This is a genomic window from Vibrio sp. E14, from assembly GCF_020515785.1.
GTDB classification, from domain to species: domain Bacteria; phylum Pseudomonadota; class Gammaproteobacteria; order Enterobacterales; family Vibrionaceae; genus Vibrio; species Vibrio diabolicus.
In genome coordinates, this window is record NZ_JAHPJI010000003.1 from 396,963 (window position 1) to 421,972 (window position 25,010).

At 44.6% G+C, this 25,010-nt stretch carries 19 protein-coding genes; 13 read left to right on the plus strand and 6 right to left on the minus strand.

The window, feature by feature from the left end; translation table 11 throughout:
• The first annotated feature begins 43 nt into the window (after window positions 1–43).
• From tdh to LIX84_RS11305, 7 genes are all read left to right on the plus strand, one after another.
• Window positions 44–1,075, plus strand: coding sequence for an L-threonine 3-dehydrogenase (gene tdh / locus LIX84_RS11275; protein ID WP_226421323.1), 1,032 nt, complete (start codon window positions 44–46; stop codon window positions 1,073–1,075).
• 365 nt (window positions 1,076–1,440) lie between these two features.
• Window positions 1,441–1,986: a Csu type fimbrial protein gene (locus LIX84_RS11280; protein WP_047009589.1), complete on the plus strand. Its 546-nt coding sequence runs from the start codon at window positions 1,441–1,443 to the stop codon at window positions 1,984–1,986.
• On the plus strand, window positions 1,987–2,523 hold the full coding sequence (locus LIX84_RS11285; protein WP_225461341.1) for a Csu type fimbrial protein: 537 nt from the start codon (window positions 1,987–1,989) through the stop codon (window positions 2,521–2,523).
• A 39-nt stretch (window positions 2,524–2,562) separates the two neighbouring features.
• Window positions 2,563–3,321: a fimbrial biogenesis chaperone gene (locus tag LIX84_RS11290; protein WP_226421324.1), complete on the plus strand. Its 759-nt coding sequence runs from the start codon at window positions 2,563–2,565 to the stop codon at window positions 3,319–3,321.
• 31 nt (window positions 3,322–3,352) lie between these two features.
• Window positions 3,353–5,728, plus strand: a complete 2,376-nt coding sequence (locus tag LIX84_RS11295; RefSeq protein ID WP_226421411.1) for a fimbria/pilus outer membrane usher protein — start codon at window positions 3,353–3,355, stop codon at window positions 5,726–5,728.
• Window positions 5,725–6,696: a Csu type fimbrial protein gene (locus tag LIX84_RS11300; RefSeq protein WP_226421325.1), complete on the plus strand. Its 972-nt coding sequence runs from the start codon at window positions 5,725–5,727 to the stop codon at window positions 6,694–6,696. Before LIX84_RS11295 ends, LIX84_RS11300 begins: the two co-directional genes overlap by 4 nt.
• Before the next feature lie 141 nt (window positions 6,697–6,837).
• The gene (locus LIX84_RS11305) at window positions 6,838–7,557 is read left to right on the plus strand and encodes a carbonic anhydrase (protein ID WP_226421326.1); all 720 of its coding nucleotides are present in this window, start codon (window positions 6,838–6,840) and stop codon (window positions 7,555–7,557) included.
• Between the two features lie 72 nt (window positions 7,558–7,629).
• On the opposite strand, the gene LIX84_RS11310 is transcribed toward LIX84_RS11305, so the two are convergent.
• Entirely contained in the window at window positions 7,630–8,733 is a 1,104-nt protein-coding gene (locus tag LIX84_RS11310; protein WP_046875767.1) for a mechanosensitive ion channel family protein, read from the minus strand.
• 300 nt (window positions 8,734–9,033) lie between these two features.
• On the opposite strand from LIX84_RS11310, the gene LIX84_RS11315 reads away from it, so the two are divergent.
• The gene (locus LIX84_RS11315; protein WP_005375109.1) at window positions 9,034–9,381 is read left to right on the plus strand and encodes a helix-turn-helix domain-containing protein; all 348 of its coding nucleotides are present in this window, start codon (window positions 9,034–9,036) and stop codon (window positions 9,379–9,381) included.
• 91 nt (window positions 9,382–9,472) lie between these two features.
• Here the strand turns inward: LIX84_RS11315 and lldD are convergent, their stop codons facing one another.
• Together lldD and LIX84_RS11325 are read right to left on the minus strand one after the other, a co-directional pair.
• Window positions 9,473–10,612 carry an FMN-dependent L-lactate dehydrogenase LldD gene (lldD, locus tag LIX84_RS11320; RefSeq protein WP_005383962.1) on the minus strand — a complete coding sequence of 380 codons (1,140 nt, stop codon included), beginning with the start codon at window positions 10,610–10,612 and terminating at the stop codon, window positions 9,473–9,475.
• Between the two features lie 315 nt (window positions 10,613–10,927).
• Window positions 10,928–12,619, minus strand: a complete 1,692-nt coding sequence (locus tag LIX84_RS11325; RefSeq protein WP_226421327.1) for an L-lactate permease — start codon at window positions 12,617–12,619, stop codon at window positions 10,928–10,930.
• A 162-nt stretch (window positions 12,620–12,781) separates the two neighbouring features.
• Between LIX84_RS11325 and LIX84_RS11330 the strand changes: the two genes are divergently transcribed.
• Together LIX84_RS11330 and LIX84_RS11335 are read left to right on the plus strand one after the other, a co-directional pair.
• On the plus strand, window positions 12,782–13,681 hold the full coding sequence (locus tag LIX84_RS11330) for a LysR family transcriptional regulator (RefSeq protein WP_226421328.1): 900 nt from the start codon (window positions 12,782–12,784) through the stop codon (window positions 13,679–13,681).
• A gap of 121 nt (window positions 13,682–13,802) precedes the next feature.
• Entirely contained in the window at window positions 13,803–15,836 is a 2,034-nt protein-coding gene (locus LIX84_RS11335) for a prolyl oligopeptidase family serine peptidase (RefSeq protein ID WP_226421329.1), read from the plus strand.
• A 241-nt stretch (window positions 15,837–16,077) separates the two neighbouring features.
• Here LIX84_RS11335 and LIX84_RS11340 read toward each other — a convergent pair whose 3' ends face one another.
• Both LIX84_RS11340 and LIX84_RS11345 read right to left on the minus strand, forming a co-directional pair.
• Entirely contained in the window at window positions 16,078–17,709 is a 1,632-nt protein-coding gene (locus LIX84_RS11340; protein ID WP_226421330.1) for an ABC transporter ATP-binding protein, read from the minus strand.
• Window positions 17,710–17,795: 86 nt separating this feature from the next.
• Window positions 17,796–18,293, minus strand: a complete 498-nt coding sequence (locus tag LIX84_RS11345) for a hypothetical protein (protein ID WP_226421331.1) — start codon at window positions 18,291–18,293, stop codon at window positions 17,796–17,798.
• A gap of 187 nt (window positions 18,294–18,480) precedes the next feature.
• Here LIX84_RS11345 and LIX84_RS11350 point away from each other — a divergent pair, with 187 nt between their 5' ends.
• The 3 genes from LIX84_RS11350 (at window position 18,481) to LIX84_RS11360 (ending at window position 24,122) form a co-directional block, all read left to right on the plus strand.
• A complete protein-coding gene (locus LIX84_RS11350; protein WP_226421332.1) occupies window positions 18,481–20,841 on the plus strand; it encodes a Lon protease family protein in 2,361 nt (786 codons plus the stop codon).
• 294 nt (window positions 20,842–21,135) lie between these two features.
• Window positions 21,136–22,764, plus strand: a complete 1,629-nt coding sequence (locus tag LIX84_RS11355) for a methyl-accepting chemotaxis protein (protein ID WP_005394881.1) — start codon at window positions 21,136–21,138, stop codon at window positions 22,762–22,764.
• Between the two features lie 398 nt (window positions 22,765–23,162).
• The gene (locus tag LIX84_RS11360) at window positions 23,163–24,122 is read left to right on the plus strand and encodes a porin (RefSeq protein WP_226421333.1); all 960 of its coding nucleotides are present in this window, start codon (window positions 23,163–23,165) and stop codon (window positions 24,120–24,122) included.
• A 122-nt stretch (window positions 24,123–24,244) separates the two neighbouring features.
• On the opposite strand, the gene LIX84_RS11365 is transcribed toward LIX84_RS11360, so the two are convergent.
• Entirely contained in the window at window positions 24,245–24,991 is a 747-nt protein-coding gene (locus LIX84_RS11365) for a flagellar brake protein (RefSeq protein ID WP_443083699.1), read from the minus strand.
• Between the last annotated feature and the right edge of the window lie 19 nt (window positions 24,992–25,010).

Here is a 25,010-nt window from a genome sequence, read left to right on the forward strand (position 1 = left end):
ACTCTAGGTCCTAGATAATAGGGCCTTTAATTAAGGTTACATTATGAAAATTAAAGCATTATCAAAGCTAAAGCCTGAAGAAGGCATCTGGATGACTGAGGTTGATAAACCTGAAGTTGGCCATAACGATATTCTGATCAAAATTAAGAAAACCGCTATCTGTGGTACAGACGTACACATCTACAACTGGGACGAATGGTCACAAAAGACAATTCCAGTTCCTATGGTTGTCGGTCACGAATACGTGGGTGAAGTGGTTGCGATTGGTCAGGAAGTTCGTGGCTTTGAAATTGGTGACCGCGTATCTGGTGAAGGTCACATAACTTGTGGTCACTGCCGTAACTGTCGTGGCGGTCGTACTCACTTGTGTCGCAACACGATCGGTGTGGGTGTAAACCGTGAAGGCGCATTTGCAGAATACCTAGTGATTCCTGCATTTAACGCGTTTAAGATCCCTGACGAGATTTCTGACGATCTAGCATCGATCTTCGACCCGTTCGGTAACGCGGTACACACTGCGCTTTCTTTCGATCTAGTCGGTGAAGACGTGCTCATCACTGGTGCTGGCCCAATCGGCATCATGGCCGCCGCAGTTGCGAAACACGTCGGCGCTCGTCATGTGGTTATCACAGACGTAAACGAGTACCGTTTAGAGCTAGCTCGTAAAATGGGTGTAACACGCGCAGTAAATGTTGCTGAAGAGAAGCTTGAAGATGTAATGGCTGAACTAGGCATGACAGAAGGCTTTGACGTAGGCCTAGAAATGTCTGGTAACCCAGCGGCATTCAACTCAATGCTAACCACAATGAACCACGGTGGCCGTATTGCATTACTCGGTATTCCACCATCAGATATGGGCATTGATTGGAACCAAGTGATCTTCAAAGGCCTAGTTATCAAAGGCATCTATGGTCGTGAAATGTTCGAAACATGGTACAAGATGGCTTCACTGATTCAATCTGGTCTGGATCTATCACCAATTATTACGCACCACTACAAGGTTGATGACTTCCAAGAAGGCTTCGATGTCATGCGTTCAGGCATGTCTGGCAAAGTTATCCTTGATTGGGAATAATCTGCTCAAATAAGAAAGCGCTCCGAAAGGGGCGTTTTTTTTCGTTTTTTAAACGCTTAGATTTTTTATTATTTAGCTCACACCCTATCTCTTTTCGTTTCTAAAAGCTGTCTAATTCAGAAAAAACTGCCTTCTTCGTGTTTCAACGTATGCAGAACACACTAAAGACCTTTTATTTAATATGGTTAATTGGTGGTTTTATATTCCAACCTAAAAGAATATCTCGGTTTAAAGCACTGCTTTTCTTTTGACAACTACAATGAACTGACTTCTTTTTATCTTTTTAATCTTGATATGCACTTTGTTTTATTTGTTGAGCTATAACTAATAATACAATCATCTGTATAGAGTTCACAGAGATAGAAATGGAGCTTCATATGAAAATTTTTTGTTTGATTATTCCCTTGTTATTTACAGTGTTGAGCTTACAAACGAGGGCAGAGACAATTAGCGGTACGATAGACGTTTCGATCAATTTAGTGGAAGGCTGTGTCATTAATGGCAACAATGCGGTGAACGGTTCCAGTAATATTGGTTTTGGCTCATTAAATTTTGGTGACGTTCCGGCCATTTTTACTGAGCAAGAAGCAGTCTTGACTGGGGAAGGTGGTACGGGGATCGAAATACTTTGCAGCAATGGAGTCACGCCTACTTTCTCTTTAGTCAGTGGTGCCAACGATCCCAGTTCGACGACAGGTAATCACGCAATGACCAACGGATCCGAGTTTGTGGATTACACTCTCTTCACTGATTCAGATCGTTCTACCCAGTTTACCTCGAGTAACCCTATAGCACTCTCTACATTTAATGGTGTTGATTCAGAGACCATTAATTTGTACGCCACGGCATACGGTACCAGCAGCGTCGCAGGAAATTATGTTGATACACTAAACGTAACTCTGAGTTGGTAAGTGAACTCTATATTACTCAAAGCATTTTTATTCACCGCCTGTGCCACTTTTTCCTATCCTATTTTTGCAGCGCAGAGTGAAACTTTCCAAGTGTCAGCGACCATTGATACGGGATGTCTGATCAATGGTGCGCTGACAGAAGAGAGTAACACTCAAATTGGAACAATAGGAGAGTTAAACTTTGGTGAACATTCTGCTATTTATGCTGCGGAAGTAGAAGGCAGCATCACCTACAACGGTGGGCTTACGTTAAGTTGTACCCCTGGCATAGCCATGAATATTAAGATTGACGGTGGTTTGAACGCTTCGCTAGGGGTACGCAAGCTGAAGCACACAGAAAAGTCGAGTACGGTGGATTATTTATTATTTGAAGATGCAGAACACTCTCAAGTATTAGACATTGATACCCCCTATTCTGTTGGAACTAATGAAGACCCTGACAACATTCAGGTGCCAATTTGGGCAAAGGCGATATTAAATGGAAATGAAATCGCTGGTATTTATACAGATACTCTTACCTTAACGCTTGAGTGGTAAGCGCTGTTTCGAAGAAATGATAACCTTCGGAGAAATTAAATGGATTTAATAATAAAAAGACTGGTTTTCGTCACTATTTTCTTATCAACGTTAACTTCACAGGCCTATGCTAATTCTCTCCTTATTTGGCCTATTTACCCTAAAATATCTTCTGAATCGAATGCGACATCAATTTGGATGGTTAATCAAGGCACTGAAGATTTTTATTTGCAGGTTCGTATTTTTCAGTGGGGGCAGAAGGATGGGCAGGATACATATGCGCAGCAACGACAACTGATAGCTACGCCTCCTTTTGTGAAAATTGCACCTGGTGCCAAGCAACTTATTCGTATATTAAATCAAGATGGAGCGCTTTCGAATAAAGAGTACGCATATCGTATTATCATCGATGAACTCCCGCCAGCTAAAGGGCCTCAAGATGAAAATAAAGAAAATGATCTGGCAGTAAAAGTGAGAATGAGATATTCCATACCATTGTTTATGTACGGTAAAGGGATGAAAAGACAATCCCAAGGAACAAATGAAGTTTGGAGCGGACTACAGGCAAAGATTATAAAGAGTAAAGATAAGAACCTTATTCATATAGAAAACACCAGTAATCACTATGTCAGATTAGTCAACCTAGCAGTGACCGCGCCAAACCAATCGCCTTTTATCGTTTCGAAAGGGTTAGCAGGGTATATATTACCTGATCAATATAAAACGTGGCCTATTTCTTACTCCAATATGAAAAATATAAAAGTAAAGGCGGATATTGAAGGTAAGCGTTACGTTATTCCACTCGAACAAAATGAATAAGATTTTATATCTATCTTGTTTATTTACCAGTATGACGCCTGGCGTGGGTTGGTGCGACAACGTAGTGACCCATTTATCGCAGTTACCTAGTCCTGAAAACTTTTCTTATGAGAACTTTGAAAATATTCATTTGTCGTTAGAACTAGTAATTAATCAACGACCGACTGGTTTAATCGCGGATGTTGAACGTAAAGGCGAGCGTTACTTCGTGTATAGAGACGATTTACTGTCTGCTGGCGTGGTCGAGGATGTATTACCTGGGACCCAAGAGAAGTTAGACATAACATCAATATCGGGTGTAGAGGTCGATTATTTGCAATCGTCACTGCAATTATCAATCACAGTGCCTCCGAATTGGTTGCCGATGCAACGCTTTTCTGCGCAGAACAGGAGGCGTTTTTCCCCCGCTAAATTCGGAACTGGTGGGTTATTCAATTACAGTATGTTTGGTGTTTATGATCACGAGAGTAGTCAAAAAGAAGTATCTATTAACCACGAATTGAGAGCCTTTTCTGAATTCGGCGTACTTTCTACGACGGGAATATTTAAATCTAACCTTCATCGAGATGTTCAAGCGCAACAAAGTAATAAATATACGCGCTTCGACACGAGGTACGAATATGTTGATCAAAGTCGTCGATTGCGCTTTGAAGTAGGGGATTACATTGTGAGGCCCCTTGCGTGGAGTCAACCAGTTCGAATGGCTGGTATTCAACTGTCACATGACTTCTCTATGCGTCCAGATGTGGTTACCGCCCCTTTACCTGCATTTTATGGCGAAGTAACTGCTCCCACGACGTTAGATTTATTTGTAAACGGATTAAAAACCGATTCACTGTTTGTGGGGCCGGGACCGTTTGTTATCAATGATATTCCAATGGTATCGGGAGCTGGTGAAGCCACAGTGATTGCAACGGATGCCCAGGGAAGGCGGACTGCAATGACCAGTCCATTTTTCCTTTCAGCTAACTTGCTGAAGGCTAACTACACCTCTTACAACGCCAGTTTTGGTGCTTTACGCCAAAACTATGGCAACGCTTCAAATGACTATGGCGATGGTGCTGTTGTCGCAGCTGCGAGGCACGGAATGACAAACTGGCTAACGTTGGAGGCACAAACCGAAGCGAAAGATGACTTAATTGTTGCGGGAGTCGGTTTTGTTACCAACCTATTCAATATGGGAACGATTGATGGGGCGGTAAGGTTTAGCAATTATGAGCAGAGAGCGAGTTCCTATTCAGTTGGTTATAGTTATCAATCTCGAATGTTTAGCTTTTCCGCTCGTACCCAAGTTGAGAGCGAGGGATTTTACACGCTCTCCCAAACACCAGAGAACTTGAGAAGTGACGACACTAACGAGCGAGAGAATTTATCTCGGCATGTCTCTCAGATAAATGTTGGCGCCCGGCTGAATGAGTGGGGTTCGTTATCAGGGGGATACTTTGATGTTCAGCAAACCGACTCTCGATCGAGAATACTTAATGTAACTTACAGCCGCTCGCTTCCGTTCGATATCAACATGTCATTATCGTTTAATCGGAGCATAGGTGGAGAGGCCGTTACGCTAGCACAATTCTCATTACCTTTGAGTGCCTTCTCTGGTAGCGCGGGATTAACCATGAAGCGTGAAAGCGATGGTCATATTGGTGGCCGTGCTAGTGTTAGTCGACTTGCGCCGATTCGAGGTGGTTGGGGAATCAACTTAGCGCATGATATTAATGAAAAGCCTGACAATAGAAAGCAGGCCGATGTTACTTACCGAGCCTCTTGGGCGGAGTTCCGAGCGGGCTTAAATGGGACGAGTGGTAATTACGATTATTTTGCCGAAATGTCGGGTTCGGTTGCGTCACTCGATGGTGAAATATTCCCTGCAAATAATGTGTATGATAGTTTCGCTGTTGTCAGTACTAGCGGTTTTGAAGGTGTGCCCGTCAAATATGAGAATCAAGTTGTTGGATTGACTGATGATGACGGTTACTTACTTGTGCCTTGGGCAATGGCATATTACACCGCAAAATATGAAATTGATCCGCTTAGATTACCAGCCAATGCTTTTTTCCCAACAACAGAACAATACGCGTCGATACATTCTGGGTATGGCTATTTGCTCGAGTTCCCAATAGCTTTGCAAGTTGCGTTAAGCATGGAGGTTGTTGATGAAAATGAAGCCTACTTGCCGTTAGGAACTTATGGTCAATCAGATACTGGAGTGGTTGGGCAAATTGGTTGGGATGGAGTAACGTATTTTGAGGGGCGTAATGTAGGTGAGTACATTATCTTTTACCCCGAAGGCTTTCCACCATGTAAAGTGTTTATAACGGGACTCTATCAAACACGGAGCGAGAAGATACAGACATTAGGTAAACAAGTCTGCACGAAAGAGCAAAAAGCAGAGGTACAATTATGAGTTGGTATTCTCGTTATCTTTGGTTTTTTCTTCTTTTTATATCGTCCGGTAACATGGCTTGTGAGCTCACTGCGCCGACGCCTTTGATTCAATTTGGAAGCGTTTCCTCGTTTACCGTTTCAACTATTCAGCAACAGAGCTCAGCCCAGCCTCACGCAGGGATAACGTGTGACTTTTCTACACTTGTTTCTTTGTTGAGTGGCGATTATGTGTCTGCAACGTTTAACAGCGCTAACGATGGGCGGTTGCTTAATGCGGCGGATATCAGTTCGGAACTTAGCTATCAGATTTTTGGAGACCCAAGCCTTTCGCAAGAGTACATTTTTGGCCAAACTTACAATTTTTTTGAAATTGGGCTGCTCGATTTACTAGGTTTATTTGGCACTCAAGCTGAATTTCCGCTTTATGCCCGGACAGGAGCTGGTAGTAATCTCTCAGCAGGGACTTATCGAGACCAAATTACGGTGTCTTGGATTTGGAATTATTGCTCAGGAATTGGAGTTGGAGGCGTATGTCTTGGGCGAGAAACAGGCAATGCACAAAGCTTGATTACGGTAGAGTTGGAAGTCACTCCCGATTGTATGATCACGGCGCCAGATATTAATTTTGGTTCATCGCCATTGGTGGCAGGTTTTGACCCTGTCAGTCAGGTTATATCATTAACCTGCACCAAGAACAGTGCTTTTACCATTGGTTTAAACGACGGTGTGAATGCCTCCGGAGGCCAACGACGCATGGCATCTGGCGGTAACTATTTGGAGTATGAAATCTATAAATCCTCATCGACGGAGCGGTGGGGGGGTACTGGTTCTGAACGTCGTGAACAGAGCGATGTGGATACGGGTGACACCATTCCCGATGGCATCACTCCGCAGAACTTCAATTATCGCGCAGAGATAATAACAAGCCAAACCACCCCTCCAGCTGGTATGTATACCGACTCGATAATCGTTGATGTTCAATTTTGAGCATCATATCAATTGCATAACTAGAGGCATCTATTCCAAAAAACTTTTGTAATCATAGTTTTCACTCTATTCCCGCTTAATTCTGTGCGATTAGTATGGTTTTGTTTTCACAACATTTAACTTGAAGGAATAAGGAAAACTATGAAGAAGTCACTGGCAGCACTAGGTTTGGCGTTGGTATTTACAGGAACAGCTTACGCAGCAAGCTGGGGCTACGAGGGGAGTCACGGGCCTGAGCATTGGGGCGAGTTTGCGTCTGAATGTTCCAAAGGTCAAAACCAAAGCCCAATTAATATTGTCTCCGCAGCAGAAGCGAAGTTAGACAAATTGCAGTTTGACTACCATGGCAAAGCAATCTCATTGCTTAATAACGGCCACACCCTGCAAACCAGCATAGAGGGTGACAACACACTGTTGATTGATAGCAATGCATTCACGTTAAAGCAGTTCCACTTCCATACTCCGTCAGAAAACCATGTGGATGGCAAAGAATACCCATTAGAAGCGCACTTTGTGCATGCTGATACAACTGGCCATTTGGCGGTTGTGGCAGTGTTTTTTCAATCCGGAAAAGCGAACCCAGATTTAGCTAAGTTACTAGCAAACATACCAAGTAAAGATCAAGATGTAGAGATTAAATTGCCATTTGAAGCGGATGCATTGCTTCCAAAAGACAAAGCGTATTATCGCTTTAATGGATCTCTAACGACACCACCATGCTCTGAAGGGGTACGTTGGTTAGTGATGAAAGAAGCACAAACCATTTCCCCTGAGCAGATTAAAGCGTTTACGAAAGTGATGGGGGAAAACAATCGTCCCATCCAACCATTGAATGATCGTATGGTGTTAATGCAACACTAACCAATCCAAGCAAATAAAAAATGAAAAAGCCCGCTTAAATAAAGCGGGCTTTGTTACTGGTATTGGTGGAAATTAGAAGCCGTGATCTTCTTGCTCTTCAGCTTTTATCATTTGAACTGGGTCGAGCTTGAGTGTTTGAGTTGGGAAGGCGATATCTGCTTCGTGTTCTTTAATGATGTTAATTACTTGAAGAAGAACATCCTGTTTAACCTCATGGTATCTCACCCAATTCACGGTTTTTGTGAAGGTATAAATGAAGAAATGCAGTGACGATGGACCGAACGTATCGAAGTTGACGATAAGCGTTTGGCGTGCATCAATATCTTTGTGATTCTTAAGCATCTCTTTCACCGCTGTAATGATTTGCGGCATTTTTTCGGCGTCGTCGTAACGAAGTCCAATTTTTTCGTAGATGCGTCGGTTTAGCATGCGAGATGGGTTTTCTACGACTATGTTGCTAAACACAGAGTTTGGCACATAAAGAGGGCGCTTGTCGAAAGTTCGTATGATGGTCATTCTCCAGCCAATTCGCTCTACCGTACCTTCAATTTGGCGATCTGGAGAGCGGATCCAGTCGCCAACTTTAAACGGACGATCGAAGTAGATCATAAGGCCGCCAAAGAAGTTCGACAGCAGATCTTTCGCCGCTAAACCAACGATTAAACCACCGACACCACCAAAGGTGAGCAATCCTGACAGTGACAAGCCAAACGCCTGCATCACAGTGAGAATTCCGACGGTAATAAAGAACAAGCGCGCGACTTTAGCTATCGCTTGCACTGTGGTTTCATCTCGGTTTTTTTGTTCTAGGACGTATTCTTCAACATTGGTGATGAGTCGCATAACGGTCCAGACGAAGATACTGATCACCAAAATCAGTTTCAGCGTGCTTAACCAGTTTATTTTATCGTTGAGCTCGCTCTCTAATATGATGCCGATAGAGACGGTTGCAGGCCAACACCAAATGAGTGTACTGACTGGCGCTTTTAGCGCATCAAGCAACATGTCATCCCAGTGGAAAGGGGTTTTCTCTACTAGTACTGCGAGACGAGAGCGGATCAGTCGCCAAGCTATCCAAGCAATAAAGCTGGCGAGTGTAATGAAAAGGACACTCCCACTCCAATCTTGATGAGATGTTTCAATATAGCTTTGCAAATCGGTAAACCACTGTGACATATGTAACTTCTTTCTAGTGAACCATGGAAGGAAAGGTAGCAGATATTACTCCTTCACCCCAGTGATTTCCTTTAAATCATTTACTTATGTATAAATCGCCTGAGGTAGGCTAGTTCGTGAGGTGAAAAGTGAGTGGTCGAAACTGGGTGATGAGCCGCCGTTCCATTCGTGTGCGGAGCTTCGTCATCTCCGATGTGCGTTGATATTTGAACGATCAATTATAACTTCTCTGACTTATCGCTAACATTTATCTTAAGTAAGTGTGAGAGTGTATTGGCTCTTGAATTAGCGGAGGCAGATATGGAATTTACAGAGCTGGATCGAAACGCGCTCTACGACATCTGGATGTCACAAAAAGCCAAAATGCACATCACTCAAATGGAAATGGCGAAGCGCCTTGGTTTGAGTCTACACGAGTTTTCTGGCTTGTTACGTGGTAATTCTCCACTGACGCTAGGTTTTGTAAAACAGCTATGCGAGCAGCTACATGTACGTCCTGGTCAGGTGATTCCGTCTTTGACGGAGCGTGATCTATCTGCATCTGGTACGGTTTATTTACAAAATCGTGTGACGGTGGATGGCGATATCAGTAACGTGTTTATCGACGGAAACCAAGTCGTGATTGAGTACGTTCATCAAGTAAGCTAGCTTGCTCGTCAAATTATCGGGTTGAAGAGCAATAAAAAACGAGCCAATTTTGGCTCGTTTTTTCGTTTCTGTTTTTAATCGCCTGCAAAGATTATGGGATTTTCACCAAGGAATCGCGAGAAAGGTCCGCGATAGACTTCGCACCAGTAAGCGTCATAGCTACACGCATTTCTTTGTCGTACAGATCCAGTAGGTTTTCAACGCCTGCGCCGCCTTGTGCAGCCAATGCGTACACAAATGAACGACCAAGCAGTGTGCAGTCAGCACCCAGCGCGAGCATACGAACCACATCAAGACCAGTACGGATACCAGAGTCAACAAAGATCTTAAGATCGCCTTTTACCGCATCTGCAATGCTTGGTAGTGCTTTAGCACTTGAAAGTACGCCATCTAACTGACGACCACCATGGTTAGATACTACAATGCCATCCGCGCCGAAACGTACCGCATCTTTCGCGTCTTCTTCGTCGAGGATGCCTTTGATGACCATAGGGCCATCCCAAAAGTCACGAATCCACTCAAGATCTTTCCAGGAGATAGACGGGTCGAAGTTTGCGCCTAACCAGCCGATGTAATCTTCTAGTTTTGTTGGTTCGCCGCGATACGTTGAGATGTTACCTAAGTCGTGCGGTTTACCAAGTAGACCCACATCCAGTGCCCAGCTTGGGTGGCGCATCGCCTGGAAGACACGACGCATGGCTGCGTTAGGGCCGCTCATGCCTGAGTGCATGTCACGGTAACGCGCGCCAGGAACTGGCATATCAACGGTAAACACCAGCGTTGTGACGCCCGCTGCTTTTGCACGCTCAAGCACGTTTTTCATAAAGCCACGGTCTTTAAGCACGTAAAGCTGGAACCACATTGGACGTTCAATTGCAGGTGCGACTTCTTCAATCGGACAAACCGAAACAGTCGACATAGTAAACGGGATGCCTTTTTTCTCGGCTGCTTTTGCTGCTTGCACTTCGCCTCGGCGCGCGTACATACCAGTTAGACCAACAGGAGCTAGCGCGATTGGCATTGCCAGTTTCTCACCGAAGATCTCGGTTTCTAGGCTCAAATCTGTCATATCGCGTAGGACGCGTTGGCGAAGAGCGACATCACCCAAATCGTCAGTATTACGCTTCAGCGTGCGTTCGTCGTAAGAGCCGCCATCAATATAATGGAATAGAAACGGGGGAAGCTTGGCTTTCGCGGCAGCGCGGTAGTCAGTAGAAGCTGAGATAATCATAATGGTGTCCTAGCGGTTATTCTAAGCAAAGTTGTGGAGCAATTTGCTCTTTCGTTGAGCCTTCATCGCAAAGCAGTGAAGGCATCAAAATGAGTATAGTTACCTATGGTTCACTTACTTTTGAACTGCTGATGTTGGTAACTCATTTACATAATTGATTGAAAAATTTTGTTAAATCACTCAATCAGTTATACAAATTGGAAAGGATGACACAGCTGCCGGGGGGATTGATGTAGCAAGCTAAATCAACATGTCGGGGTAGTAGTGCTGACAGCTGTGTCAAATTTGGCAGGGCTACAAACCCTGCGTTTCGCGTTACTTCATCAAGACATCTGTCATTTGGAGGCCGTAAATCAACACCAAACCAATAATGCCCGTCATTACAATGTAGTAGAACGTAGGGATAATCGTCTTACGCAATGTTGCGCCTTCACGACCAAGTAAACCTACGGTGGCTGATGCGGCAACAACGTTGTGAATCGCAATCATGTTACCTGCGGCAGCACCAACGGCTTGAAGCGACACAACAATCACACTCGAAATAGACAGTGTTTGTGCGACTTCGAATTGGAACTGGCTGAACATCATGTTTGAAACCGTATTTGAGCCAGCGATGAAAGCACCCAGCGCACCAACAGTGGCACTCAGTGCTGGGAACGCAGAACCGACAAGGTCAGAGGCAAAGTTCGCTGTTGTGACCGGCATACTTGCTAGGTCAGCGCCGTTAATGCCAGAGTTGATGAAGATACGAACCATCGGGATGGTAAATACCAAGACAAAGCCCGCACCAATCAGTGTTTTGCTTGACTCGCCAAACGCTTCACGCAATGGTTTTGCGCTGCCACTTTGTAGCATTGCGGCAAGCAGTGCGACAAACACCAGAATGCCGCCTGGCAGGTACAACGGCTGAATAGCGGCGCTCACACCAGTCTCACCAAGAATATTGCTGAACGACAAACTTACGCTTTGTACAAAGCCTTTCAGTTCCGGACTTACGCGGCTTGCGACGAGAATTACTGCCAGCATTACATATGGTACCCAAGCTTTTACGATGCTCATTGGTTTGCCTGGATTGTCGTTTAGATCGACTTTTAGCGAGCCCAGCCATTCAGCAGGCCATTTGTCTTCGCTTTCGAAATCCCACTTAGTCTTTGGTACTAAGAAGCCTTTTTTCGCTGCGGTAACAACAATAGAAAGACCAACCAAACCACCGATTAGTGAAGGGAATTCTGCGCCCAAGAACACACCGGTTAACGCGTATGGCACAGTGAAAGAGACGCCTGCGAATAAAGCAAATGGTAGAATATCCAGACCTTCACTCCAGCTTCTGTTCTTGCCGAAGAAACGTGTTAACATCATCGCCATTAATACAGGGATCATCGTACCTACAACAGCGTGAATCACAGCAACGTGCGCGGTGATATCTTGCAGGTACATTTCCCATGTTGCGCCTTGTGCAGTCAAAGACTCACTGATGTTATGGGTGTCTAAACCTTTGTTTACACCCACGATGATTGGCGTACCCACCGCACCGAATGAAACAGGCGTTGACTGAATCATCATGCCCATTAGGACAGCGGCTAGCGCAGGGAAGCCGATTGCAACCAGTAATGGTGCAGCAATTGCTGCCGGGGTACCGAACCCTGATGCGCCTTCAATGAATGAGCCAAAACACCAAGCAATGATGATGGCTTGCACACGGCGGTCAGCTGAAATATCGGTAAATCCATTACGGATAGTGGTGATCGCTCCAGTGTGTTTTAAAGTGTTGAGCAAGAAGATGGCACCAAACACGATCCATAGAACAGAGACAGTAATGCCTAGCCCTTGGAATACAGAAGCCAGTACGCGATTGGCTGACATATCCCAAAACATTAGGGCAATAGCGACGGTTAAACCGAACGCAACAGGCATGGCTTTTTTAGCAGGCCAGTTGAGACCAACCAATAAGATGGCGGCAACAACAATTGGCGAAAATGCCACTAGGGCAAGTAGGGTTTCACTCATTTGTACATCCTTCGTACGCTGACTTCTCGAACGGTGTCAATCCGCTGTAGAGGTGACTTTTTGTTGTAATGGTTTTGTTAATTTGGCGTGAATTTACTCCTTTATTTTTTGTTGATATAGGGAAATAATGAAAATAATTAATTCCAAAAGTGACATAATCGTATGAGAGCAGACGACTTAATCCTATTTTCTCAAGTAATCGAACTGGGCAGTTTTAGTAAGGTTGCAGAGGCAAATAACCTTACAAATTCGGTAGTTAGCAAAAGAATGGCAAGGTTGGAGGAAGAGATAGGGGCGCAGCTATTATATCGAACAACGCGTAAATTGACCTTAACCGAAGCAGGTAAGGTGTTACTCCACAGTGCTAAAAATGTGAAGCAGGCCACTCAGGAGGCTATGGACGCTGTTGCAGGCTTTGGAGAGAATGTGAGCGGTCACATAAAAATGTCCGTGCCGTGTATCTCTGGAGATTTGATACTTGCTGATGCTGTTGCCGAATTTTGTAACCTTCATCCGGGTCTGACCGTGGACATGTCATTGGATAACCGCTTTGTCGATTTGGTTGCTGATGGTTATGATTTGGTCATTCGAACCGGTTACCTAGCGGACTCCAGCTTAATTGCTCGACATATTCTCGATTCTCAATGGGTGGTGTGCGCGTCCCCCTCATATATCGCTAAAAATGGGAAGCCGATCGAGCCTATTGATCTCACTACACACAATTGTCTGCAATACGCTTACCAAACCACGGGCGCAACAGACTGGGAGTTTAAAGGCGAAGACGGAAATTACATCGTCAAAGTATCGGGCTGCTTTTCTACTGATAACGCGACCGCATTACGTAAAGCCGCTTTGGGCGGCCATGGTATTGCTTACGTCCCGCGCTGTTTGGTGTATCACGATATTCGCAATGGTCAACTGGTGGATATTTTTCCTGAACTAGTGGGTAAGAAGTTGGGTATCTATGCGGTGTACCCGTTTACTCGTCAACCACCAAATAAAGTGAAGCTGCTTATTGAGCACATTCGTGAACGGTACTTAACGATATCTCATTATTTCTAGGTTCTTCATAGATTTAAAATAATGTCGTTGAAATCAATATTAGGTGCTCTAAGGTAATCACCGCAATAAAACGATATGAAAATAAACAACTTAATAAAAACAACGGAGTAACACGGACGTTATGCATTACCCAAAAACACGTAAAGATTCTGTCGTGGACACTTACTTTGGTCACGACATTGCCGACCCTTATCGCTGGTTAGAAAATGATCGCAGCGAAGAAACCGCACAATGGGTTTCGGGTCAAAACTCGGTAACATTCGATTTTCTTGGTCAGATCCCGTACCGCCAACAGATTCGTGACTTGGTCGCAAACAGCCAAAACTACGAAAAATATTCCCAACCATTTGTACGTGGTGACTACACCTATTTCTACAAAAACGACGGTTTGCAAAACCAAAGCGTATTGTATCGCCGTAAAGGCGAGGGAGAAGCCGAGGTTTTCCTTGATCCAAATACGTTCTCTGAAGAGGGCACGACCTCTCTTGGCGAAGTTAGCTTCTCTAAAGATTATCGTTTGGTCGCGTATTCCATCTCGGAAGGGGGCAGTGATTGGCGCAAGATCTTTGTTATTGATGCGGAAACCAAAGAACAGTTAGAGCCTGAGATTGTGGATGCAAAGTTTACGTCGATTTCTTGGCTGGGCAGCAAAGGCTTCTATTACTCAAGTTACGATAAGCCGCAAGGCAGTGAGTTATCTGCGCGAACTGAACATCACAAGCTTTATTATCATGAACTTGGTACACCTCAGTCTGAAGATAAAGTGATTTTCGGTGAGTTGGATACGCAGGTTCATCGTTATGTGTCTGGTACCACGACGACGGACGATCGCTTCCTCATTATTTCTGGCGCAGAATCCACATCGGGTAATCGTCTGTTTTATATCGATTTACAGTCTGAGTCCCAAGCGATTGTGACGCTTCGTGATACAACGCAAGGCGACACCTACTTGATTGATAGTCAAGACGAAACCTTGCTGCTCTACACCAACCTAGATGCGCCGAACGGCAAAGTTGTCAGCTATAACACCCAAACAGAACGATGGACTGACGTGATTGCTGAACAAGAACAGCCGTTAGAAATTAGCAAAGGTGGCGGTTATCTGTTTGCGACTTATATGGTGGATGTTCTTTCTAAAGTGCAGCAGTTTAACTACCGAGGTGAGTGGATTCGAGATGTTGAACTGCCGGGAGAGGGTACGGCTTATGGTCTAGCGGGTAAAAAAGAAGAAACCACGCTGTATTACACCTTTACTAACTACGTGACGCCACCGACGATCTTCTCATTTGATGTTGAGTCTGGTGAATCGACGCTGTTTCAAGAATCAAAAGCGCCATTCGATCGCAGTGAGTATGAATCAAAACAGGTGTTCTACACCTCAAAAGATGGCACGCAAGTTCCGATGATCATCTCATACAAGAAGGGCATCGCGCTTGATGGCAGTGCGCCAACCATGCTGTATGGTTACGGCGGTTTTAACATCAGCCTCACTCCGATGTTTTCTGGCAATGTGGCCAACTGGCTGGAATTGGGTGGTATTTACGCTGTCGCCAACATGCGAGGCGGCGGTGAATACGGTAAAGCTTGGCACAACGCAGGCACTCAGCAGCAAAAGCAAAACGTATTTGATGACTTTATTGCGGCGGCGGAATACCTGATTGAAAACGACTACACTAGCTCCGAGCGTCTAGCGATTCGTGGTGGTTCAAATGGCGGCTTGTTGGTTGGTGCGTGTATGACGCAACGTCCTGAGTTATTTAAGGTGGCGCTGCCAGCCGTAGGTGTGCTTGATATGCTCCGTTACCACACGTTTACGTCTGGAGAAGGCTGGAAGTATGACTATGGCACCTCTGAGCAAAGCGAAGCGATGTTCCAATACTTGCTTGGCTACTCTCCTGTTCACAATGTAAAAGAAGGCGTGCAGTATCCTGCGACATTGGTGACAACCGCCGATCACGACGATCGTGTGGTTCCAGCACATTCGTACAAGTTTATTGCGGAGCTGCAAGACAAGCAGCAAGGTGCTAATCCAGTATTGATACGCATTGATGTCAATGCTGGTCATGGTGCAGGGATGCCGCTGAGTAAGCAAATTGACCTCACCACAGACGTGTATGCATTTACGTTACATAATATGGGTATTGAGTCGATTTAATGCCCTAGTTACTCTCAGCTTCTGAGAATAAAAAATGCCGCGACACTGTCGCGGCATTTTTCATGGTTGGGGGAACTCAATTCATACTGTTTGCCAGTATGTGAGTCAGGTTGACTAAGTCTGACTCTTGAACCAACCAGTCTCGGCGGCCAAACCGAAAGGCAGCTACGCCATTCTTAAGACAAGATGAAATCATCACCTTTTCTTAATCCTAGTTTATGAATATGAAACTGTGATGAACCTAAGCCGCATTGTGCTGATTTTCACTGTTTTCAAGATCAAATGAGGCATCTATCAGCTTTTTCGTGTAGTCATTTTTAGGGTTTTGGAAAATATTTTCGGCTGTACCTTGCTCCATGACCTCGCCTTTTTGCATGACAAGAACACGGTCAGAAAGAGCTTTGACGACTGATAGATCGTGGCTAATAAACAAGTAGCCAATGTTATGCTTTTTCTGTAAATCTTTCAGGAGATCAATCACAGTCAGTTGAACCGAGCGGTCCAATGCAGAGGTCGGCTCATCAAGCAAAATAAACGAAGGTTCAAGGATCAGTGCTCGCGCGATAGCAATACGCTGACGCTGGCCTCCCGAAAACTCGTGCGGATAACGGTTGATGGACGCGGGATCTAAGCGAACCTCTCGAAGCACGTCGCGTGCTTTCTGCATACGTTCTTTTTTACTCAACATGGGCTGGTGGACAGTTAATCCTTCTGTGATGATCTCACCGATAGTCATACGAGGAGAAAGCGAACCATAAGGGTCTTGGAACACCATCTGAACGTCTTTTTTCAGCTCAAAACGTTCTTTGTTTGTTAGCAAAGCCATATCTTGGCCTTTATATTCTATTTTACCTGTGGATGGCAGGAGGCCTATCAATGCGCGGCCGAGGGTAGACTTACCTGAACCGGATTCCCCAACAATCCCGAGTGTTTCGCCTTGTTTGAGCTCAAGAGAAATGCCTTTTACGGCTTCGAAGTACTCATTTTTACTGGCAATAAAATGCGACTTTATCAAGAATTTGACTCGTATATCGTCAGCTTTTAATAGTTGTGTAGCACTCTCGCTAATAGGGTCCTTACTGCCTTTTGGAATAGAGTTGATCAGCATACGTGTGTATTCGTGCTTTGGGTCTTCGAAGAGTGTTTGCGTTTCGCCTTCTTCGACGACTTCCCCTTTACACATCACAATGACACGGTCGGCAAAGTGTTTTACAACGCCTAAATCATGAGTAATAAAAAGTATCGCCATGCCCATCTGAGCCTGAATTTCTTTAATCAGGTGCAGCACTTCTGCTTGAACCGTGACATCTAACGCGGTGGTTGGTTCGTCGGCAATTAAAATATCGGGTTCGTTAATCAGTGCCATTGCAATCATGATGCGTTGCAACTGACCGCCAGAAAACTCGTGCGGATATTTGCTGTACGCTTTCTCTGGCTCTGGCATGTGAACCAGTTCAAACAGCTCTAACACTCTCGCTTTGGCTTTCCGTCTATCCACTGGACGGTGGCACATGATGGCCTCAGCAACTTGGATCCCCACCCGCATGTATGGGTTCAGTGAGGTCATCGGCTCCTGAAAAATCATACCGATACGATCACCGCGAATGCTTTGCATTTCACGCTCCGCTTTATCCAAGATGGAGCTACCCTCAAACATGATGGATGAGTTCGTATGCAAAATAGCGTTGTCTGGCAATAGTTTCATCAGTGCATTGGTTGATACTGACTTGCCAGACCCAGACTCCCCAACGATGGAAAGCGTCTCGCCTGCTTTTAAATCGAAGCTAACATTCTTTACTGCATCGACGATCCCATCGTTTGTCGTAAAGCTGACCGATAGGTTATTCACCGAAAGAATGGTTTTAGAAGACATCACAGATCCTTGTGGTTGATAAAGCAAATGAAACACAAGCAATGGGAAGCGCGAAGTCTGGCAGACCTCATTGCTTGGATTCTAGATTAATTGTACAGGTGAGAAGGCGAAGACTTTGCCGAACTCATCGCTTGCAAATGCAAAAACTGCTCATGCGCGCGCGTTACATGGTCTAGCTCAATCATCCATTGAGCATTACGTTGAGCAGAGCAAAATGCCGCCATATGAGCTAACAAGTTTTCACTTTGTTGACCAAGTAAATGACCCACACGCTCAATAAGTTCATGATTCTCTAGTTGCAAGAATTGGAATAGTGCGTACGTTTGATTGAGTGTTGAAAAAGCATCGTTCTGTAATCCGAGTTTGTTGAGAATCTCCGATTGTGCGACGCACACATCTCTAAGCCCGGTGATGAGACAGACAAACTGACAAGGTTTGGTTTGAGCATTTTCGAGCGCCGAATGAATGTGGTTGGGTAGATTGCTGAGTACATCGTCGTATAAACGATGTGCCTCGGGCCAGTGGCCTTGTTCCATCAATTGCTCTGCTTTCAAGTAGCGCATCCAGCATTGCTCAATATTCATGTCCATCTCCACAAGAGTTGATTTGTTTTGATATTAAATGAAATTGATTATCAATTGCAAGTGCGTATTGATATCACTTTTGTGCTCATAAAATGTTCAATCAAACTAGGGTGGAAGGTAAATCACTTAAAATTAAGCAAATAATCTCTACACTCAAATGACGAAAATAAGAAAAAAGGAAGTGGATATGGCAATACTAAGATTGGAAGCTAAGCAGCTATATTCTGTAGCAGATCTAGAGAATATGCCATGTAAGTCGACCAAGGAGTTACCTCCAATTGATGAGATTGTGGGCCAAGAGCGCGCGCAAAAAGCGGTCGAGTTTGCGATGTCCATCAAAGAGAAAGGGTATAACATCTACGCCATTGGTCAGAATGGGCTAGGTAAACGCACCATGATCCTGCGCTATCTGAATCGTCACCAGCACGATGCAGCAGCCTTGTTTGATTGGTGTTACGTTGCGAACTTTGAAGATACCCGTACACCCAAGGTATTGAAGCTGCCTTGTGGTATCGGGAATAAGTTACGTGTTGATATTGAAGCCTTAATGGGCAAACTACTGAATGCTTTACCCCTAGCGTTCGACAATGAAATGTACTTTAGCCGCGCTGAGCGATTAAAAAACCAATTAGCGGCGAAGCAACAAAACGAACTGGACCGCATTAGCCGAGAGGCAAAAGAGAAAGGCATTAGCTTGACGCTTACCACACAAGGCGATTATCAGTTTGTTGCCATGAATGGTGATGAGCTTCATACGGAAGAGTCTTTTGATGCACTAAGTAAGAAAGAGCAAGAGCAGTTCAGCGATGCCATTGATGAACTCGAAGTACGATTACGTTCGATGGTCCGTGAACTCACAGAGTGGGAGGAAACTTACAGCGACAAAATCAAAAAGCTTAATGATGAAGTGACGCTCGATGTGATTACTCACTTCATTAAAAAGCTCAAAGTGGATTACGCGGAATATTCTGAAATCAAAACGTACTTAACTGAGCTGCAAAAAGATATTGTTGAAAACGCAGATATCTTCCTTGATCAAAGTGGTGAGCAAGGCGAAATTGCAACGGCGTCGTTGGATAAAAAATTGCCACGTCGTTATAAAGTGAACGTCTTGGTAAGCCGCAACAGCAGTGACTTTCCTATCGTTGTTGAAGAAAACCCCAATTACCATTCGCTCTTCGGTTCGATTGAGACAGCCACTTTCAAGGGAACCGTATTTACCGACTTTTCGCTGATTCGTGCGGGGAGTTTGCATAAGGCGAATGGCGGCGTTTTGCTAATGGATGCACAGAAAGTGCTTGAACAGCCTTACGTTTGGGATGGTTTGAAGCGCGCACTGCGTGCTCGTCAATTGAGCTTTACCTCCCTAGAAAAAGAAGTGACATTGACAGGGGCGGTATCACTCGATCCCGAGCCTATCCCGCTCGATATTAAAATCATTCTGTTTGGTGACTACCGAACTTATCAATTGCTGCAGCATTACGATCCAGAGTTCAGTGAATTGTTCAGAGTGACAGCGGATTTTGAAGATGAGATGAAGCGAACGCCAGAGTCGGAACTGCACTATGCGCGCTTTATTTCTAGCGTCGTGAACGACAACAATATGCTGCACTGTGATAGAAAGTCCATGGGACGGATTATCGAATACAGTTCACGCTTGTCTGGTGATCAAACCAAGCTATCACTCCACTCTGCCAATATTGCGAATTTATTACGTGAGTCAAACTACGTTGCTCGTCAAGCCAACTCCAACATGATCCGTATCGGTCATGTGGAAGAGGCGCTCAAGAACCAAGAAATGCGAGTGAGCCGATTACGCGACAATGTGATGGAAACGTTTGTCAACGGTACAACCTTGATTCGCACTGAAGGGAAGGCTATCGGTCAAGTGAATGCCCTCTCGGTATTAAGTACCAGCGACTACATGTTTGGCGTGCCGAATCGCATCACCGCGACGACGTGTTACGGCGATGGGGATGTTATCGATATCGAACGCAGTGTGGATTTGGGCGGCAGTATTCACTCTAAAGGCGTGATGATTCTATCGGCCTACTTGTCTTCCGTGTTTGGTAAAACGGCGCGAGTACCATTAACCACAACGATTACGTTTGAGCAATCTTATGGTGGTGTCGACGGTGATAGTGCCAGCATGGCTGAGCTATGTGCTGTAGTGTCTGCTTTTTCAAAGCAACCAAACCGACAAGACATTGCGATTACAGGCTCGATGAATCAGTTTGGTGAAGCTCAGCCGATTGGTGGTGTGAACGAAAAAATTGAAGGCTTTTACGATGTGTGTGTGATTAAAGGTCGTCATGAAGGGCAGGGGGTCATTATCCCGCAATCTAATGTTCATAACTTGATGCTCCGTTCCGACATCGTGAAAGCAGTAGAAAAAGGTGAGTTTAATATTTGGGCGATTGATCATGTCACTGAAGCCATCGAGCTGTTCACGGGGAAAGTCGCCGGTGAGCCAACCGATGAAGGTTCTTATCCAATAGATACGATTTTTGGCCTTGCTCAAGCTAAGCTCAATTCGTTGAGAAAATAGCCTAAAACCGCCCTAAATGTGAATGTATCTCATCATAAGTGATCACAATTTATCATAACGACAATATCCCGACACTACTGTCGGGATATTGTCAATAACAGATTGAAAATGGGGACTTTTTGTACTAGACAAAAGTGTGATCGACCTCTAATATTCGCCACTTGTTTATTCGTCTGGGAACTTTCCCGTCGCAAGGAAGCATAGATATTCAAATAACCGAAATGCAGCTTCAGTATTGAGAGTTGCTTGAGTTCGTTTGGATATAGGCATCACGCATACAACTGAGGTCCAGTCATGCAGTTATCACTGAAAAATTTGTCAGTACGAACGCAAATTTTGGTTCCGGTATTATTTACCGCGATTGTTTTGTTTATTGCTTTGTGGATTACTAAAAACAATCTTCAAGCTGAGCAAGATGTTATTGCTTCCAACCAAGAGTCTTTGGTTTTCCATAAAGACACTTTGGCGCGTATTGACGATGAAATTTATCCACTTCGTATTACAGCGGTTTACGCTATCTACGACGCTTCCCGTCGTGAAAATTTTCTTAATGAATTGAAAGAAGGCTTAAAGCAGGTTGAAGCTGATTTAAGTGCGATTGAAGCTCGTAATCTGTTTCGTGAAGATGCGATTAAAGTTCGCCAAGCGATCGAAGCCTATGTTCGATATTCAGAGCGCTCAGTGGCTTTCTTTAACCAGTACGATCAAGGCTTGAAGTCGGACAGTGAGTACCGTGCATTCATTAAAGAGTACCGTAATGTTGGCCGAGAAATGGTTCAACAAATCAATACTCTGTCGAAGCATGTGAATGACCAAGCAGAGCAGTCAACCATAAGAAGCCATCAACAGAATGAGCGTGTACAAAACAACGCTATGCTGACAGTTCTTGCGGTATTTGCGTTCTCATTGGTGGGGGCGTGGATCTTATCAGGCATGATTGTTACGCCTATTCAAAAACTTCAAGAAGTGATGCGTCAGTTGGCAATGGGCAACTTATCAGTTCGCGCAGATGTAGACGGTGATAACGAAATTGCGAAGCTGAGCAAAGATGTTAACCAAACAGCAGAACAGCTTTATAACACGGTCGACCAGCTAACTCGCATCAGTGAAGAGGTTGCCTCGGCATCGACTGAGCTTGCCGCAGTAATGACGCAAGCAGAAGCGAATGCTCAGCTAGAGCTAGCTGAGATCGAACAAGTTGCATCGGCTGTTAATGAACTTGCTAGCACGGCAAACAACGTGAGCGATAACGCAACGTCTGCGGATTCGACAGCTCGCGAAGCTGATGGTCTTGCGCAATCAGGTCTGGCTATCTTCCAAGAGAGTGCAGAAGCAAGCGCACAGATGTCTCAGGCATTGAACGATGCAGCGCAAGTGGTACTGCGTTTAAAAGAGCAGTCGGTTCAGATCAACGACGTTATTGAAGTGATTCGCGGTGTCTCTGAGCAGACCAACTTACTCGCATTGAACGCTGCGATTGAAGCAGCGCGTGCTGGTGAGTCTGGTCGTGGTTTTGCGGTTGTTGCGGATGAAGTACGTATGCTCGCGGCACGCACGCAAGACTCGACTCAAGAGATCCAAACGATTATTGAAGAACTTCAAGCGCAGTCTGGGCTTGCGAATGACAGCATGCAAGTCAGCCTAGACATGCTGAGTCGTAACAACGAACTGACGCAGCAAGCGAATGAGGCATTGGTTGGTATTACCGAGTCGGTAGCCAACATTAACGATTCAAACACGCAAGTGGCAACCGCAGCCGAAGAGCAGTCTCAAGTCACTCAAGACATCAACCGCAACGTGGTTAACATGTCTGAACTGGTTAACCAGAATGTGGCGGGTATTAGTCAAAGCGCAAGCGCGAGTACTGAGCTTTCATTACTTGCAGAGAAGCAGAAAGAGCAATTGAGCTTCTTTAAGCTTTAATTCGCTATTCGCCTAACAAAATGTATAAATCCCTGAGCTATTGCTTGGGGATTTTTTTGTTTGTGAGAAACTGATTTAAAATCAGGAAGTCTATCCAAAACAGTCATTTAGTGAAAATATTGTGCGAGCAAAATCACATATAATGAGATTGTTTTTATATTTTTTGCGTCAAATTTTTTTTGACGCGAACGATTTTTTTACCTCAACCGATAACTTGATGGTTGAGAGGTATTCATATCGTCATTTTACTTGGTGTTTTCTTCTATAAGTGCTGTTTATTCAACGCGTTGCGTGAAAAATAACAGCTGCTACTATGCCGCCAGTTTTCTCGTTGGTACAGAAAAGTCCTGTTTTTCTGGTGAGAAAATACATATAAAACAATGATATGGAAAATAACAATGAAATTAAAAACTTTAGCTGTAGCAGTGGCGCTAATGGCATCAGGATCTCAAGTTGTCGCTTCAGAACTATACAACCAAGATGGCACTTCTCTTGAGATGGGCGGCCGCGCTGAAGCGCGTCTTTCTATGATTGATGGTAAGGCAAAAGACCGTACTCGCATCCGTCTTAACTTCCTAGGCAAACAGGAAATCAATGAAAACCTATACGGTGTTGGTTTTTGGGAAGGTGAGTTCGAAACAAAAGAAGAAGGTGCCGTAGATAACAACAGTGATCTTGAAACTCGTTACGCTTACGCAGGCCTAGGCGGTAAATACGGTGAAGTAACTTACGGTAAAAACGACGGTGCATTATTCGTTCTTACTGACTTTACCGATATTATGGCTTACCACGGTAACACTGCAGCACTTAAACTGCCTGTATCTGACCGTACAGACAACATGCTTTCTTACAAAGGCCAATTCGAGCAACTAGCTGTACGTGCTAGCTACCGCTTTGCTGATCGCACAACAGATGCAAAAGGTTTTACAGACAACGAGGAAGATGGCTTCTCTCTATCTGGTATCTACGCATTTGCTAATACTGGTATTGAACTAGGTGCTGGTTATGCAGACCAAAACGATAGTGATGAGTTCATGCTTGCTGCTGCATACTCTGTAGGTGATTTCTACTTCGCTGGTAACTACACAGGCGCAGACGTGGATGTTGCAGGTGAGTCTGCGGATTACAAAGGCTACGAACTAGCTGCATCATACACTATGGGTCAAACTGTATTTACTTCTACGTTCAACAAAGGTGAGCTAGAAGATGCTGATACTGTAGAAAACCTAGCTGTTGATGTTACTTACTATTTCAAGCCTAACTTCCGTGGCTACGCATCATACAACTTCGATCTAATGGATAACGAAGGTGCTGATGAAAAAGATGAGCTAGCGCTAGGTCTACGTTACGACTTCTAAGTCGAAACTGTTATCTAAGATTCTGCCTTATTCTTAGTAAACAAAACCCCTTACTTTACAGTAAGGGGTTTCTTGTTTTCCGGGTATCAAAACTGGCCGATGCTTGGTGCTCGTTATCAAAGCTACCTTTTTAGTGTTAGTTTAGTCCCATCAAATTTTAGGTGACTCAGGAGACTTTTAGCGTTGGTTTTACCAACCTCATCAAACTCCATTCCATAGCGAGCATGGTGTGTCGATTTTTGTAAGTTACAAATACGACCTCGCAATGGCGCGAGCATGTGGCTTTCACCGGGCATGGTTAGGTCCAATGAAACGCGATCACCAACCTGAAGTGGTCGGCTCATTGGTGATGTCACAAAGCGGCACCCACTACGAGATAAATCTCTTATCTCGCATTCAGTTCGATAGGCTTCTAAACAAACGCGCGCTCTCAAATTCACTTCGTAACGTACTTCTTTACGAAGCTGAAAGACCTGCATGGTGTTAGGTAGACTTAGCACTAAAATTGGATACGGGTCGCCGAGTCGGTGCTGCAATTGCGCCCGAAATGGAATGACAGCACCTTCCCCTCGATGAGAGTACGCTTTTACATTGATCCAAAAGCCTTCTTGAAAATAGAATTTCAAGTCCTCATCGGAGATGTTCGGAACCTCTATCAATGCGGTATTATTTGAGTGACAGCCGACAAATGTGCTGGTTGTAATAAACTTGGTACCAACAGGTGTCGTGACGTTTAAACTTACTTCACTGCCATGTTCGACCATTGCCATTGCATCGGTGCTATTTAGTGTACTTGCCTGACGTTCGGGTGCCTTCTTGCTTTGCAGAGGTAGTTTGCCGTCTCTGGCAGTAGGGCTCATATTTCTCATTATTATTGTCGTACCTGAT

What these genes read in the sequence shown, in the direction of transcription:
- LIX84_RS11290 (WP_226421324.1), top strand. Translation starts at nt 2,563, where the DNA reads ATGGATTTAATAATAAAAAGACTGGTTTTCGTCACTATTTTCTTATCA.
- LIX84_RS11300 (WP_226421325.1), top strand. Translation starts at nt 5,725, where the DNA reads ATGAGTTGGTATTCTCGTTATCTTTGGTTTTTTCTTCTTTTTATATCG.
- LIX84_RS11305 (WP_226421326.1), top strand. Translation starts at nt 6,838, where the DNA reads ATGAAGAAGTCACTGGCAGCACTAGGTTTGGCGTTGGTATTTACAGGA.
- LIX84_RS11295 (WP_226421411.1), top strand. Translation starts at nt 3,353, where the DNA reads ATGACGCCTGGCGTGGGTTGGTGCGACAACGTAGTGACCCATTTATCG.
- LIX84_RS11345 (WP_226421331.1), bottom strand. Translation starts at nt 18,293, where the DNA reads ATGAATATTGAGCAATGCTGGATGCGCTACTTGAAAGCAGAGCAATTG.
- tdh (WP_226421323.1), top strand. Translation starts at nt 44, where the DNA reads ATGAAAATTAAAGCATTATCAAAGCTAAAGCCTGAAGAAGGCATCTGG.
- LIX84_RS11315 (WP_005375109.1), top strand. Translation starts at nt 9,034, where the DNA reads ATGGAATTTACAGAGCTGGATCGAAACGCGCTCTACGACATCTGGATG.
- LIX84_RS11340 (WP_226421330.1), bottom strand. Translation starts at nt 17,709, where the DNA reads ATGTCTTCTAAAACCATTCTTTCGGTGAATAACCTATCGGTCAGCTTT.
- LIX84_RS11280 (WP_047009589.1), top strand. Translation starts at nt 1,441, where the DNA reads ATGGAGCTTCATATGAAAATTTTTTGTTTGATTATTCCCTTGTTATTT.
- LIX84_RS11350 (WP_226421332.1), top strand. Translation starts at nt 18,481, where the DNA reads ATGGCAATACTAAGATTGGAAGCTAAGCAGCTATATTCTGTAGCAGAT.
- LIX84_RS11310 (WP_046875767.1), bottom strand. Translation starts at nt 8,733, where the DNA reads ATGTCACAGTGGTTTACCGATTTGCAAAGCTATATTGAAACATCTCAT.
- lldD (WP_005383962.1), bottom strand. Translation starts at nt 10,612, where the DNA reads ATGATTATCTCAGCTTCTACTGACTACCGCGCTGCCGCGAAAGCCAAG.
- LIX84_RS11335 (WP_226421329.1), top strand. Translation starts at nt 13,803, where the DNA reads ATGCATTACCCAAAAACACGTAAAGATTCTGTCGTGGACACTTACTTT.
- LIX84_RS11355 (WP_005394881.1), top strand. Translation starts at nt 21,136, where the DNA reads ATGCAGTTATCACTGAAAAATTTGTCAGTACGAACGCAAATTTTGGTT.
- LIX84_RS11365 (WP_443083699.1), bottom strand. Translation starts at nt 24,991, where the DNA reads ATGAGAAATATGAGCCCTACTGCCAGAGACGGCAAACTACCTCTGCAA.
- LIX84_RS11330 (WP_226421328.1), top strand. Translation starts at nt 12,782, where the DNA reads ATGAGAGCAGACGACTTAATCCTATTTTCTCAAGTAATCGAACTGGGC.
- LIX84_RS11325 (WP_226421327.1), bottom strand. Translation starts at nt 12,619, where the DNA reads ATGAGTGAAACCCTACTTGCCCTAGTGGCATTTTCGCCAATTGTTGTT.
- LIX84_RS11360 (WP_226421333.1), top strand. Translation starts at nt 23,163, where the DNA reads ATGAAATTAAAAACTTTAGCTGTAGCAGTGGCGCTAATGGCATCAGGA.